This is a genomic window from Thermostichus sp. MS-CIW-41, from assembly GCF_054058915.1.
The window spans coordinates 39,687-53,456 of the sequence record NZ_JBSSBO010000001.1 but is presented as its reverse complement, the minus strand read 5'-3'; the positions used below and the strand labels follow the sequence as shown (position 1 = coordinate 53,456).

The 13,770-nt window shown below is 56.6% G+C and carries 15 protein-coding genes; 9 read left to right on the top strand and 6 right to left on the bottom strand.

From position 1 onward, the window contains the following. Positions 1-114 precede the first annotated feature (114 nt). On the bottom strand, positions 115-1,251 hold the full coding sequence (gene wecB, locus ACVWXE_RS00230) for a non-hydrolyzing UDP-N-acetylglucosamine 2-epimerase (protein ID WP_457489285.1): 1,137 nt from the start codon (positions 1,249-1,251) through the stop codon (positions 115-117). A gap of 923 nt (positions 1,252-2,174) precedes the next feature. On the opposite strand from wecB, the gene mgtE reads away from it, so the two are divergent. From mgtE to ACVWXE_RS00215, 3 genes are all read left to right on the top strand, one after another. Further along, positions 2,175-3,554 carry a magnesium transporter gene (gene mgtE / locus ACVWXE_RS00225; RefSeq protein ID WP_457442059.1) on the top strand — a complete coding sequence of 460 codons (1,380 nt, stop codon included), beginning with the start codon at positions 2,175-2,177 and terminating at the stop codon, positions 3,552-3,554. Between the two features lie 192 nt (positions 3,555-3,746). Next, positions 3,747-3,950, top strand: a complete 204-nt coding sequence (locus ACVWXE_RS00220; RefSeq protein ID WP_238376758.1) for a DUF7219 family protein — start codon at positions 3,747-3,749, stop codon at positions 3,948-3,950. Between the two features lie 27 nt (positions 3,951-3,977). Next, positions 3,978-4,679, top strand: coding sequence for an MgtC/SapB family protein (locus ACVWXE_RS00215; protein WP_457489284.1), 702 nt, complete (start codon positions 3,978-3,980; stop codon positions 4,677-4,679). Between the two features lie 18 nt (positions 4,680-4,697). Here ACVWXE_RS00215 and ACVWXE_RS00210 read toward each other — a convergent pair whose 3' ends face one another. Both ACVWXE_RS00210 and ACVWXE_RS00205 read right to left on the bottom strand, forming a co-directional pair. Beyond that, a complete protein-coding gene (locus tag ACVWXE_RS00210) occupies positions 4,698-5,915 on the bottom strand; it encodes an RNA-guided endonuclease InsQ/TnpB family protein (RefSeq protein WP_457489352.1) in 1,218 nt (405 codons plus the stop codon). A gap of 76 nt (positions 5,916-5,991) precedes the next feature. Further along, the gene (locus ACVWXE_RS00205) at positions 5,992-6,627 is read right to left on the bottom strand and encodes a TMEM165/GDT1 family protein (RefSeq protein WP_414375085.1); all 636 of its coding nucleotides are present in this window, start codon (positions 6,625-6,627) and stop codon (positions 5,992-5,994) included. A 407-nt stretch (positions 6,628-7,034) separates the two neighbouring features. Here ACVWXE_RS00205 and ACVWXE_RS00200 point away from each other — a divergent pair, with 407 nt between their 5' ends. The 4 genes from ACVWXE_RS00200 (at position 7,035) to ACVWXE_RS00185 (ending at position 9,194) form a co-directional block, all read left to right on the top strand. Then, positions 7,035-7,157 (top strand): hypothetical protein, encoded by a 123-nt coding sequence (locus ACVWXE_RS00200; RefSeq protein WP_011429573.1) that lies wholly within the window; start codon positions 7,035-7,037, stop codon positions 7,155-7,157. A 23-nt stretch (positions 7,158-7,180) separates the two neighbouring features. Then, positions 7,181-7,582 (top strand): YraN family protein, encoded by a 402-nt coding sequence (locus tag ACVWXE_RS00195; RefSeq protein WP_457489283.1) that lies wholly within the window; start codon positions 7,181-7,183, stop codon positions 7,580-7,582. Between the two features lie 399 nt (positions 7,583-7,981). Beyond that, on the top strand, positions 7,982-8,860 hold the full coding sequence (locus tag ACVWXE_RS00190; protein WP_414330528.1) for a dienelactone hydrolase family protein: 879 nt from the start codon (positions 7,982-7,984) through the stop codon (positions 8,858-8,860). 106 nt (positions 8,861-8,966) lie between these two features. Next, a complete protein-coding gene (locus ACVWXE_RS00185) occupies positions 8,967-9,194 on the top strand; it encodes a hypothetical protein (protein WP_457489282.1) in 228 nt (75 codons plus the stop codon). On the opposite strand, the gene ACVWXE_RS00180 is transcribed toward ACVWXE_RS00185, so the two are convergent. The 3 genes from ACVWXE_RS00180 to ACVWXE_RS00170 form a co-directional block, all read right to left on the bottom strand. Continuing rightward, the gene (locus ACVWXE_RS00180; protein ID WP_457489281.1) at positions 9,191-9,733 is read right to left on the bottom strand and encodes an NYN domain-containing protein; all 543 of its coding nucleotides are present in this window, start codon (positions 9,731-9,733) and stop codon (positions 9,191-9,193) included. The two genes, ACVWXE_RS00185 and ACVWXE_RS00180, sit on opposite strands and share 4 nt — an antisense overlap. 134 nt (positions 9,734-9,867) lie before the next feature. After that, positions 9,868-10,578: a class I SAM-dependent methyltransferase gene (locus tag ACVWXE_RS00175; protein WP_457385918.1), complete on the bottom strand. Its 711-nt coding sequence runs from the start codon at positions 10,576-10,578 to the stop codon at positions 9,868-9,870. A 49-nt stretch (positions 10,579-10,627) separates the two neighbouring features. Further along, a complete protein-coding gene (locus ACVWXE_RS00170) occupies positions 10,628-11,575 on the bottom strand; it encodes a sugar phosphate nucleotidyltransferase (protein ID WP_457441989.1) in 948 nt (315 codons plus the stop codon). Between the two features lie 428 nt (positions 11,576-12,003). On the opposite strand from ACVWXE_RS00170, the gene ACVWXE_RS00165 reads away from it, so the two are divergent. Next, positions 12,004-12,867: an ABC transporter substrate-binding protein gene (locus ACVWXE_RS00165; RefSeq protein ID WP_414330534.1), complete on the top strand. Its 864-nt coding sequence runs from the start codon at positions 12,004-12,006 to the stop codon at positions 12,865-12,867. Beyond that, positions 12,864-13,685 carry an amino acid ABC transporter permease gene (locus ACVWXE_RS00160; RefSeq protein ID WP_414388318.1) on the top strand — a complete coding sequence of 274 codons (822 nt, stop codon included), beginning with the start codon at positions 12,864-12,866 and terminating at the stop codon, positions 13,683-13,685. Before ACVWXE_RS00165 ends, ACVWXE_RS00160 begins: the two co-directional genes overlap by 4 nt. The last annotated feature ends 85 nt before the right edge of the window (positions 13,686-13,770 follow it).

The following is a 13,770-nucleotide window of genomic DNA, read 5'->3' as shown; positions in this document are numbered from 1 at the left end:
AATTAATTGTCTTATTGAGATTAATTGTCTTATTGAGAGCAATGGGTAAAGAAACGGTTTTCCCGGTAACGGTCTATACATCTTTGATTCTTATTTATTCTTAACTTTTAATTCTTAACTTTGTTCTTCTCGAGGGCTTTGCGGGTTAAACCACCGCTCGATGATGTGGCGAATTTGCCGGGCGGCAGTGCCATCGCCAAAGGGGTTTTGGGCTTGGGCCATGCGGGCATAGGCTTGTGGGTCTGTGAGCAATTCTCGGGCTGCCTTCAGGATCTTTTTGGGGTGTGTGCCTACCAGGCGGGCGGTGCCGGCAGCAATCGCTTCAGGACGTTCGGTGGTCTGCCGCAGCACCAGCACCGGTTTGCCCAGGGCAGGGGCCTCTTCTTGAATGCCGCCGGAGTCGCTGAGGATGAGGGTACAGCGCTGCATGGCGCTCACCCAGAGGGGATAGTCCAGAGGCTCAGTGAGAAAAGCCCGCTCATGGGATCCCAACAGGGCTTGCAGGGGATCCCGCACCAAGGGGTTGGGATGGAGGGGCAAGAGAAGGGCAGTATCGGGAAACTCGGCCAAAATCTGCAGCAGAGCCTTGCCGATGGCAGTTAAGGGATCCCCCCAATTTTCCCGCCGGTGCACGGTAACCAACAGGACACGGTAGCGCTGCCAGTCCAGCCCGGGAATGGGGCAGGGGATCCCTTGGGAGGCCACTTGCAGTAGGGCGTCGATGACAGTGTTGCCGGTGCAATGGATGGATCCCACCACGTGGCTTCGCTTCAGGTTGTCAACGGCTTGGGGGGTAGGGGCAAAGTGCAGGCTGGCCAACTGGGAGATCAGGCGGCGATTGGCCTCTTCGGGGAAAGGATTGTAGAGATCATCGGTGCGCAGTCCGGCTTCCACATGCCCAACCGGGATCCGGTGGTAAAAAGCTGCCAAGGCGGCAGCGAAGGCGGTGGTGGTATCTCCCTGCACCAAAACCAGTTGAGGATGTTGCTCTTGAAAGTAGAGTTCTAGGCCCCGCAAGGTGGCTTCGGTGATGTCCGTCAAGCTTTGGCGGGGGCGCATGATCGCCAGATCCCGATCCGCTTGCAGACCGAATAGCCGCATCACCTGATCCACCATTTCCCGGTGTTGTCCGGTCAAGATCAGCTCGGTGCGCAGATGGGGACTGGCACGCAGAGCTTGGATCACCGGGGCCAGCTTAATGGCTTCGGGCCGTGTGCCCAAGATCACGGCAACGAGGGGAAGAGAGGCCATAAGCTCAAGGACATCGGCACCTGTAGGAGATGGGAAGCGCAGCTCATTGAAGCAAGGCCACCAACAAACCACTAACAAAAACCACTAACAAAACAGAGGCGGCGAAGGGCGTGGGTTGCTCAAGGTCGCAAGCCACCGGGGTGTGGACTCTGCTGAGTCAGGCTGAGGGCAATGTCGAGACGAGAGGAACCACAAGGGGGCTATTGCTGCTCACCCCGATCTTACCCCTCCAGCTGCCCCACCAATTTTTCACCGGATGAGCTGGAGAAAAAGGGTTGACGGGATCCCACTCCTGCAACTAGCCTAAAGGGAGCTGAAGAGATCCTCTTCTAGCTGTCCGGGTTGTTTCGGTTAACCTTTTTGGAGGAAAACGTTCAACAGCATGGACGCTTCCGGTAGTTGTAGCGCCAGCCACCAGTGGATGGTCTTCGAGGAGCACGTTCTTGAAGATTGGGCTCTTACTGGTGTCTTCCTTTTCCCCGCTGACAGCTTCTGTCGTCGCTTGAGAGGATCCCGTTTCGCCAACGCGAAGGGGTGGGAGAGTTTTCCCGGCTAGCTTTTGACTTGGGTGGCTCTCTCAGTCGGCGACGAACAGATGAGCTGAGCAGAGCCTTACCTGAGCAATGGGTTTGTGCAGCCCTGTTCAGAAAAGGGGAGATCAGGAGTAATTCCGAGGGGATTCCCCTTGACTTTCCCGTTGCGGGTTTTGAGGTTTCCGCAGGCCTGGGGATCCCTTGGAGTCCCTCTTATCGGCTTGGGCGCTTGCGATCCAAGCTGGGCTTGGAGGCCTGGCGCTAGACCTACGGCTTGCTGCGCGGCCATCCAAGGGTTTCAGGGCTTCCCTGTGAGCCTCGGAGCACCGGTTGGCTGTTGACCTCCTGGTTCTCTTCATCCCGGCTGACCCCAACGTTCGGAGGTTTATCATGCGGCACAACGTTCTTCGCGATCTCCTAACCCCTGCTTCCTTGGAAGCCGCCAAGCGAGAGGCCAACCGCGCTCCCATTGCCGAGCTGGTACAGCAGTTGATGGAGATTTCACCTCGGCAGCGGGTACTGGCTTTTCGCTTGCTGGAAAAAGACAGAGCCATTGCAGTGTTTGAGTATCTGCGGCCCGAAGAGCAGGCCGATCTCATTCGCAGCATGGAAAGCCCAGAAGTGATCCAGCTCATAGAAGCTCTGCCACCTGATGAGCGGGTACGTCTGTTTGAGGAGTTGCCGGCCAAAGTAACCAAGCGCCTCATTGCCAACCTCAGCCCAGAAGCTCGGGAAGCAGTGAATATCTTGCTGGGTTATCCAGAGCGCAGTGCCGGTCGGCTGATGAACCTGCGCTACTTGTCGGTACGGGATACCATCACCGTCGGGGCTGCTCTGGCCAGCGTGCGGGACTCTCAACTGGGAGACGATGAGCTGGATGTGATTTTTGTGGTGGACGATCAGCGGTTCTACAAAGGTTTGGTTCGCACCGTGCGCCTCGTGAAAGCAGATCCGGATTTGCCCATTCGGGAGCTGATTGAGGGATCGGATATTTTTGCTCGGGTTACCGACCGGGATCTCCAGGCAGCCCGTTTGCTCAAAGATTCCGGCTTGCCGGCCATTCCGGTGGTGGATACGGAAGGGCGCTTGGTGGGAGATATCACCTTTGAAGATGTCATCAACTTGGTGGAAGAAGAAGCCACCGACGCCGCTCTGGCCCAAGCAGGGGTGGGCAACTTGCTCAGCCGAGACAAGGTTTGGAGCGAGCGCCTGGTTAAAGGCTCCCGTTGGTATGCCGTCCGCCTGCGCATCACGTTTTTAATCATCACCTTGATTGGCGGCATGGTGGTGGGGGGAGTGATCCAAACCTTTCAGGAAGTGTTGGAGGCGGTGACGGCAGCGGCTATTTTCATCCCCTTGGTCATGGATATGGGCGGTAATGTCGGCACCCAATCTACGACCATCTTTGCCCGTGGCTTGGCTTGGGGCCACATCAACGTGCGGCAGTTTCTCCCCTATTTGCTGCGGGAAGCCAGCATCGGCGCCATTATTGGCGGGATCCTAGGAGTTGCGGCTGGGGTGATTGCCTACTTCTGGCAGGGGGCACCCAATGGGATCCCACAATTGGGTCTAGCGGTGGGCTTGGCTCTGGCCATTGTCCTCACTTTGGGGGCTATCTTGGGCGCCATTTTGCCCTGGGTGATGTTAAAGCTGGGCTTTGACCACGCTCCGGGAGCGGATCCTTTTATCACCACCATTAAAGACTTCACCGGCCTCTGGGTGTATTTCACCCTGGTGGCTTGGCTAGTCGGGGTTGAAGTGGCGCTCTAGGGCTGCGCCGGCGCTGGATCCAGGGGGCACCTCACCGGCAAAGCGCGTTCCAGGAACGAATAATCCAGCCCTTCTTGAGAAATCAGCCTTTCAGAGTCTCGCCACAAGGCCATCGCGACGGCGGCGCAGAGCACTTTTACGAGGTGTCCTTTGACCAACGAAGGGTTACAGCAAACATTTAGGAGGTGTGCCATGACCTTGAAAGTTCTATCTCCCTTGGCTGCTGCTCAATTTCGGTCACGGCTGCAGCAGTATGCCTATCGGGTGGGCATAACCTGTGCTTTAGAAACAGGTGGTAAGCTGGCCCCAGAATCCGCCTTTGCTCAACTGGAAGCCCTCTGGCAAACCTTGCAACAGGAAGCCACTGCCCTTGGGATCCCAGATGAGGATGGCTAAACTTTATCCTTTCACGAGAACCGGAGCATGACCTGGATTGACTTCACCTTGCGTTTGGCCGTTGCCTTTGTCCTGGGATCCCTCATTGGCCTGGAGCGACAGTGGCGGCAGCGCATGGCCGGCTTGCGCACCAATACCCTGGTGGCCACGGGTGCAGCTTTGTTTGTCATGCTCTCGGTTCTCACCCCTGATGAAAGCAGCCCGACCCGTATTGCGGCCCAAGTGGTATCGGGGATTGGCTTTTTGGCCGGTGGCGTGATCCTCAAGGAAGGAGCCAGCGTCCGTGGCCTGAACACCGCCGCCACCATCTGGTGTGCAGCCGCGGTGGGAGCCTTTGCCGGATCGGGGTACATTCCCCAAGCTGCCATTGGAGCCGCAGCTGTGTTGATCTCCAACGTTGTGCTGCGTCCACTGGGCTACCGCATCAACCAGCAGCCTTTGAAAGGCACAGAACTGGAACTGGTCTATGAGTGTTCGTTCATCTGCAAAAGCCAAGCAGAGGCCCACATCCGCGCCTTGCTCTTGCAAGGCATAGCTCCCACCCATCTCAAACTGCGCGCCCTCTACAGCGAAGACCTGGAGGACAAGCCCGATCTGGTCAAAGTCGAAGCAGAGCTGGTCACCCAAACCCGCGATGACCAAGCCCTGGAACTTGTCGTCAGCCGCCTCAGCCTAGATCCAGGCGTGATCACTGCCCGATGGCGGATCATCGAACAGGAATTTGGGTAAACTACCCGACTCCGACCGCTAAGCGGTACGGAGCGGGCTTTCAGTAGCCCTGAGCCTGCTCTGCCCTACCAGAGAACAAAACAGGCCCGAACCTCTAGGCTGGTTTACAGCAGCCCCCAAAAGCGCAATCACATTCGCACCATTCAAATCCGCATCCCCTTCCCATCCACAGTGCCCACACTTGAACGACTTGCCACTGCGGTAGGATTGCGCAGGATCGGGATGAATGTGCAAACACCGGTGGCAGGTCTGCGACGTGTAGGCAGGCGGAACAAGAATCAGAGCAACCCCCGCACGCAGAGCCTTGTACTCCAAAAATTGACGGAGTTGATAAAACGCCCAACTATTTGCCCGCCTACGCTCTGTCTTGCTGCGTGGCTGTTGATTGACCCTTTCCCGATCGCGCCAGCGGGACGGAGTCCTTATCCCTGTCAAGTCTTCCAGAGCAAGAGCGCTATTTGTCGCCTTTGCCCTAGAGACAATAGCTTTGGAGATGCGATGATTGACCCACGCCTGAAAGCGTCTCTCCTTGCCAGACAGCCGTTGCAACAGTTGACGGCATCTGCGCCGCGAACTGCGGGTGCCCTTACTGGCTTTGCGTTGGAGTGCCGCCCTCAGCTTGGAGTAGTGGTCGCGGACTCGGTTCAACTGCTGTCCATTCCAGTTGTCCCCCTCTGACGTATGGGCGATATCCGTCCTGCCCAAGTCCACCCCGATCACCCTGTCGGTATCTTGTTGCTTGGGCGGGTTTTTCTCTACGCAAATCTGGATGTAGTAGGAGCCGTCCTTCCGCTGGACTAGGGTGGCCGATTTGGGGTTAGAACCAGCCAGCATCCCACGCTGGTAGTTGCCAATGGCTAGTTCAAAGCGCTCTCTCCCTTCCACCGTGGTCAGCGACACCGTCCAGTCTTTTTGACGGAACGAGAAGATGCGTGCGTCGTAGGTAACGAACCCACGCTTGAACTCTTTAACCGGACGGTTGCGCTGTCTCGCCACTTTGCGAGCGCCTGCCACCCGTCTGCACACCTGTTGAGCCAAGTTACTGGACAAGCCGAACCGGGCTCGAATCTCGTAGTAGCAAAGGGATTGCAACTTGACCGCGTTGACGATCTTCTCCGGCGTGTTCTGGTTGACCCAGTTCAAGGCTTGGCCAAAAGCCTCCATCGTCGCGTCCAATTTGGCGGCTTGTGACGGGAACGCCTTGAGCTTACAGGAGACGGTCAGGACTTGGCTCATAAGTTCATTGTACTTCATCAAAGCGCATTCCTCCCGGCACTGACCCTACGGGTACAGTGCGGGGCTCCTGCGATTTCTAGCTGATCCCGGATCCCAGCAGCTCCCAACCGGTCAGCAACGCAAACACCAGAAATAAGCCGCCCCCCACCCAATGCACGGCGCGTTCAGAGATGTGAGCTGCTAAAAAACGACCTCCCACCACCGCCAGCCCTACCATCAGACCATGACCCAGGGTTGCCCCCGCCCAGACACTGAATCCCGGATGGGTGGCGGCTAGGGAAACGGTAGCAATCTGGGTTTTATCCCCGAACTCGGCTAGGGCGATCAAACTAAAGGCTTCCCAGACGATGGCCCTAACCCCCCCGCGGCCAACTCCTTTTGCTTCTGCCTGCATCACTTGTCTGAGGGCTTCCTCTTCTTCTGGTAATGCCTGTTGAGGTGGCATTCTGCACGCTTGCCAGAGCATTCTCAAGCCAAAAACGGCGAAAACCCCAGCCGATAGCACCCGCACGCCCAAGGGTGGCAGTAGCTTAAAAAGCACTTGCCCGGTTCCTACCGCTAGCAGGTTCATCATCGCTAAAGCCAGCCATGTCCCCAGAAAAACCCAGCGGCGTGGGTGGCGCATCGCCAAAATCAAGGGGGTAAAAAAGGTTTTGTCCCCAAATTCCGCTACCGTCACCAGCAGCAAACTCGATAAAAAACCGGCCCACATTTTCTAGCCTCCAACCTCTCTTGTGTGTGGAATCGGTTCACACCTAGAGGTGAAGGCTGGGAAAGTCAGACGGACTCACCAAGCTCACCTCCGCGTGAACTCAGTGAAAGTCTCGTCACCAAAGCAGCCTGCCGGGCTTGCTTTGTCTCTTGCACCGGGCTGTTTTTAGCCAGTATGTCGATGCAGAGGGCGGTAAGCCGCCTGACTACTCCCTTTCCGTCTGAATGGTAGCATGCTGAGCTCCCAGTGGGAGTAGTTCATTCAAGCATTCAAGAAAAGCTCTCCAATGGGATCCCCCAAAGCTCGCCGTGCCTGGGCCGCTATTGGTGCCGCGCATCGCTGCGCCATTGTGAAGGAGAGGCAGGCTATTATGGTCTCGGTTCAGGAGAAAATCAGGGGAAAACCACGTGGATGCAAAGTTAGTCTTGGTGGGGGTTGCTCTTGTCCTCTCTCTGGCAAGTTTCTACTTCGGCACCCGCAACGGCTTTTACGACACCGACAAGTATCACGGCAATGGCTCTGCTCATTAGAGTCGGGCGCTGGTGATTTTTTTATGGATCCCTTGCCCAGAAGGGCTTCCCTCCAGAATACAGGCGACGCCGGAGAGGACTGGGTGCGGCAATATCTCTGTCAGCAGGGCTGGCAGATCCTGGCCCAGCGGTGGCGCTGCCCTTGGGGCGAGCTGGATCTGGTTGCCCACAAAGCTGATGTGCTGATTTTCGTAGAGGTGAAAACCCGTAGCCCCGGTAGCTGGGATCGAGGTGGGCTTTTGGCGGTTGGGATCCCTAAGCAGCAACGCTTGATCCGGGCTGCCCAAGCCTTCTTGAGCCAGCATCCCCACCTCTCCGAGTTGTCCTGCCGTTTTGATGTTGCGCTGATAGAACGTCGGGCCTCCAGGGAAGGGGTAAGCTATGCTTTGGTTGACTACCTGCCAGCGGCTTTTGAGATTTGTTGAAGCAAACTTATCTCACTTGTCAAGGCCATCTGCACCAGTACAATTGCCGTTTTGCCGCTATTGCCAAACGCTCAGTTTGTCTTTTTGGCTCTGCCCAATGCTGCCATCATCCAACAATTTCGGCAACTGCCAAATAAGCTCCAAAGTGCGAGATGGCATCGATGCTTCTTGAAATGCTTAACCCAAAGATTTCCGGTTTTTAACTGATTTTTAACTGTCTCTTGAGTTGCATTTCCGTTGATCAGCATCGCTGTGCCGAGCCGATCTTAACAGCTCTACGATGCAGATCTCAGACAGGATAGGCAAGATTTGCATCGAGACTGTCAGTAGAAAGAATCTTTACAGACAAAATATTGTTTATCCTGAGAAGAGGGGTTTGTGTTTTTGAGGATTGGGCCTATGTATGCGGAGCAACCCAAGGGGGGATCCTCCAGCAGCTGGAAGCGCCGTCAGTTGAAGCTGGCCAACGTCGCTGCTGGGTTTGCCTCGGCAGTACAGCCGATCTTTGCCCAAACCATCATCACCGATAGCGAAGGATTGGAAGCCGGCCCCGTCACCATTCCCACCCCAGATGGCGAGATCCCTGGCTATCGTGCCAAGCCGACCGGCTCTGGCCCTTTTCCACTGGTTTTGGTGGTGCAAGAGATCTTTGGTGTACACGAGCACATTCAAGACATTTGTCGCCGCTTGGGGAAGTTGGGCTATGTGGCAGTGGCTCCCGAGCTGTTTTTCCGGCAGGGGGATGTTTCTCAGCTGCAGAGCCTTGAGGAGATTCGCGCCATCGTCTCCCAGGTGCCCGATGCTCAGGTGATGTCGGATTTGGATGCGGCGGTGGATTGGGCAATTGGCAACTCAGGTGCGGATCCAGAGCGGGTGGGCATTACTGGCTTTTGCTGGGGTGGTCGAATCACTTGGTTGTACGCGGCTCACCGACCCGGCTTGAAGGCGGGTGTTGCCTGGTACGGTCGTTTGGTGGGAGAGTCCACACCCTTAACCCCAAGGCATCCGCTGGATGTGGCAGCCAGCCTGAAGGCACCTGTGTTGGGTTTGTATGGTGGTGCAGATACCAGCATTCCCTTGGAAACGGTGGAGCAAATGAAGTCAGCTCTGGAAGCTTGCGGAGATCCATCGCAGTTGATCATCTACCCGGATGCTCCCCACGCCTTTTTTGCCGATTATCGCCCCACCTATCGCCCAGAAGCGGCTGGTGACGCTTGGGAACGGTTGCAGGCTTGGTTTCGAGAACACGGCTTGGCCCAGGGATCCCGGTCTCAATGATGGGATCTCATCTGTTCCCGTCGGCAGGACGGAGTCTTTTTTTGACTGCGCCGAAGGCAGAGCTTGGGGCAAGCTGGTATATTCCTAGCCATCTCAGGGAAACAGCATGAAAGCGCATGAGTTCTGGGCCCGTACCGACAGCCAAGGTCAACTGATTTTGCCCATGCGGGCGCAGGAACAATTGCCCAAAGATCGAGTTGTGCGGGTGCTGGTGTTGGTAGATGAGCAGAAGCTGGCTCCGGCGGATCCTTCACAGGAGCAGTTGCCCACTGCCTCGCCAGATGAGGAGCATCTTTGGTATGGAGCTCCCACCGTTCCCTACGATGGCATTTAGCGCATGGGATCTTGGCCGGACAGCCGCCAGCGGTTTAGGCGTGAGAGGGTATCTGCATCCAAGTAGGCATCAATGCCCCGCTTGCTCGATAGCCGTTTTGGTTGGACGCGCCGGATCTGCTGCTGGGCCTGCTGCACTTCATCCCACAGTTGTTCTGCCGAGACCCATTCGGCGTTGTAGCCGCCAATCACCAACTGCTGGACACGATCGGAGGTAGCCACCCGTACCCGACACCCATCCCTCTGCAACTGGGCACACAGCCGTTCAATACAACTGTCGGCGGTCTCGCCATAGGAGGTATACAGGATCTCGATACCCGCAGGGGAGCGCTCTTGCCGGGCTGGAGTGGGTTGGGCGTAGGCATCGTACACCACGGTCGCCTGGTAGCCCCGGAAGGCCACATAGTTGGCCAAAGATTCCACCAAGCGCAGACGGGCCAATTCCATCAGGGAGCGACGCGCTAACTGGCTCAGGGTGGGCCAAGCTCCGATGATGTTGTAGCCATCAACCAAGAGGAAGGTGGGAGAGGAGGCTTGCATGGATGGCGGTGGATCCCTTGTCCGGGATCACACTTCTTAATCTTAATCTTTATCTTATTTTTAATCTTAGTACCCAGCCTTAAAGGTTACCCCACTACTCCGAATGCTCCGATACTTTCCCGGTTGTGAGCAGATCACGGTCTGCGCTGAATCCAATAGGTGGTGAACAGTTCGCCACTGGCCTGTTTCTGAATTTTGCCCCCCAAGGCTGCGATGCGCCGCTCCCACTCCGTTAGGGGGGTGAAAATCGGTTCGGTGCCTTTGAATAGCTCGATGAGGCCCCATTGTTCCGCCCACACCGAGTCGGGATTGACCACTTCAATAATCACAGGTGCAGTCGGTCGCAACACTCGCATCAACTCTGCCCAAACCGCGTCGAAGTACTCAATCGGGTAGTAGTACAAAAATCCGGTGGCAATGGCCAGATCAAATTGCTCCGACTCGTAGTTTTCTAAATGGTGGGCGGATCCCTGTTGCATTGACTTGAACAGCTTGGAGTTAAGCTGGGGTGCCCGCGAGCGAATAAAGCGCACAATCTCACCGCTCAGCTCATGGCCGTAAAAGTAGGCTTGCCAATCGTTCCAGGGATAGGTCAGGAAGCTTACCCCACAGCCCAAATCCAAACAGGCTTCCCGTTTTTTGGGGGCACGCAGTTGCCAAAAGGGGATCCCGAGGCGCTCTTGCAGGTGATCCCGCTGCTGGGCTTGCCAAAAAGGCAGTTGCTCCAGGTCTGGGGGAAGTTGCCAACCTGGCCGACCCAGTTGAATTTCCAGCTCCCGATTGAAGCGAGCAGCTACGGCAGCAAGGTAGGGATCCCAGCGTTCCCCGGTTTGTGGTAGCTCCATTTGCTGATGGCTTTGTCGTGGATGGTTGTGGACTTAACTTGCACTTAACCTACACTACCAGGACTCTCGGCCCGTAGGCTCCCGGCTGCAGGGATCCATTTACCCAACTGTGGCTGCCGAGGATGGTGCCTGCCGGAATCTGAGCTTGGGATCCCAGCCGGGTGTGGGCGCCAATGTAGCAGGGGGCGTGCAGTTGAGCGCTGGGATGGATCTCAGCCGTTTTGTGCACCCATATCCCCGGCGCCTGTTGCTGCACATTTTCTAAGGGAAAATCCGTCATTCGACCCAGGAGAATGTCCAGTTGGCCGTGGTAGTAGCTGGCCGGCGTGCCCAGATCCCGCCAGTAGCCTGCGTGGAGATAAGCTTGCAGCCGGTGCCCTTGCCTGAGCAAATCGGGGAAGACACGCCGCTCAAAGCTGAGGGGATCCCCACTGGGGTAGTCTTTAAAAATGGCCGGATCCAAGACATAGGTGCCGGCGTTGATCGTGTCGGTGGTGAGGGTGAGGGCTTCTGCAGGGGTGGGTTTTTCCCGAAAAGATTGGATCTGGCCCCCTTCCCCAACTTCCACCAGGCCATAGGCGGTGATATCTTCCACGCGGGCGAGGGTGAGGGTGGCAATGGCCTTGCTCTGCACATGACATTGCATCAACGCCTGCAAATCCAGATCCGTGAGGATGTCGGCATTGAAAACCACCAAGGGATCCCCGGTGAAATAGGGCTGAGCCAGCACCAAGGCTCCCGCCGTATCCAAAGGCGTCTCTTCAGGAATGTAGCGGAGCTTCACCCCCAAAGCAGCGCCATCTCCCAGAGCAGCCTCAATTTGTTGGCCCAGATAACCCACGCTGAGCAAAATATCTGTCAGGCCGGCTCGGCGGCAGCGCCCGATCAGCCACTCCAAAAAGGGCACATCCAAAAGGGGCAACAAAGGCTTAGGCTGCAAAAAGGTAAAAGGCCGTAAGCGAGTTCCTTTCCCACCCGCCAAGATCACCGCTTGCATAACCACCCTCAACCCCGTTCTCTTCCAAAGATATTGACATCCTCTCCGCCCAATTGCTAAGGGGGATCCATTGGGTCGAGCCAAATGTTTTCTGCTACCCAGAACGTCGATTCTCCGTTGCCCACAGAGGGATACGGATTGCCCCCCCGGGCAACACAGCACGAGTCTTGATCGCAAGTCTCAGGGGATGCCTTTCTGGAGGAGATATTTCAATCTCAATTGGGATTCATAAGCTCAATCCTGAGACAGTTGATTTGCCTTTTTTAGAGCATGTTTGGAGAATTGCGACCCGCTCGCCCCAGTCGGGAATAGCCACCCAAAGCGGCAGTGTCAGGTGATACTACCTTGCAACGGGAATTGTGACAGCCTTGGATAGCTTGGATGGATTCCAATGGGTTTGCCCTTCACCTTCATCTGAGGTTTTGCCGATGTCTGTTTCTCGACGCCGATCCCTACAAGCCCTTTGCTTGACCCTGGCCGGATGCTGGGCTCTAGGCACACACCAGGGATCCCTGCTGGCCCAAGGTAGCGATTTGTTGGCTCAAGTTCAAGAGCGGGGGGTGCTCCGGATTTCCACCGACTCCAATTACCGGCCTCAGAGCTACCTCAATCCCGACGGCAGTTGGGAAGGATTTGACGTGGATGTGGCGCGCGAGATCGCCAAGCGCTTGGGGGTAAAGGCTGAGTTTTTGGATATCAACTTTGATGTCATCACCGCCGGATCTTGGAATGGCCGCTGGGATGTCAATGTCGGGTCGATGACCGTAACTGCCGAGCGCCAGAAAGCTCTGCTGTTTACCATTCCCTACTACTACACCCCCGCCAGCTTCGTGGTCCACCAAGCCTCGACCCTGACCGATATCGCCGCCTTGGAAGGAAAGCGAGTCGGGGTGGGCACCGCCACCACCTACCAAGCCTACCTGGAGGGCAACCTCACTCTGGAAGGAGAGACCATCCAAGTTCCGGCCCCGCGGGTGGACATTCGCATCTACGACACCGATAGCCTGGCTCTGCAGGATTTGGCACTGGGGGATGGCACCCGCCTGGATGCAGTCTTGACAGCTTTGCCGACGGCTGAAAACGCCATTCGGGAAGGGCTGCCCCTGAAAACTCTGGGGGATCCGGTCTACTATGAAGCCTTGGCTGTGGCCTTGGATCGCTCCAGCCCTGCCCCTTCCGAGAGCTTGCAAGCCAAAATTAACGAAATCTTAGAATCCATGCATGCGGACGGCACGCTAACAGCCCTCTCGAAGCGGTATTACGGCATTGATCTGACGAAAAAAGCTGAGTGAGCAAAGACTCTATCCCACTGGAGCAGCCCATTTACCCACCGCCCCGGATTCGAAAAGGGATCCCGTTCCCGGTGGCCCAGGGGTTGTGGTTGGTTTTGTGGCTGCTGTTGTTGGTGTTCACCTTCAGCGGGGTACAGTTGGAGTTGGCCGGGATCCCCATCCGTACCTTGCGTCTCAACGGCAACTTTGTGCGCGAGTGGTGGTGGTTTATCTCGCAAGGGGTGGGCACTACTTTTCAACTGTCCTTGGTCTCCATCCTCTGTGCCACCACCTTGGCCTTTTTGTCGGCACTGGCGGGCCTCTCCCAAATTGCCCCTCTGAGCAGCCTCTCCGCTCTGTATGTCTCGTTGATGCGAGGCACACCTCTATTTCTGCAGTTTTTGTTCATCTACCAGGCTTTGCCGCAACTGGGTCTGGTGTTCGGCTCGTTCACTTCGGCGGTGCTGGCCTTGAGCCTGAACTATGGCGCCTACATGAGCGAGATCTTCCGGGCCGGGATCCAAGCCATTCCCGTCGGGCAGCGGGAAGCTGCCTATGCCCTGGGGCTTAAGCCCTGGCAAACCCTGTGGTGCATCATTTTGCCGCAAGCTTTTCGAATTGTCTTACCGGACATTGGCAACCAATTCATCGCCATGCAGAAAGACACTGCCCTGGCCAGTGCCATTGCTTTGCAGGAGTTGATGGGCCGGGCTCGACAGGCGGGTTTGCCGCGCCAGCACTTCTTCGAGGCTTTGGTGGTGGCAGCGCTGTGGTACTGGCTGCTGACGTTAATCTTGTCATTTTTCCAGGGACGCTTGGAACGGTACCTGGCCCGCTAGAGGAGCCTGACTCTAATCCGGCCATTACTTTGGTGTCTGCTTGCATACGTTTGTGGTTGCCCACAAAGACCGGCTGTGCCGTTCG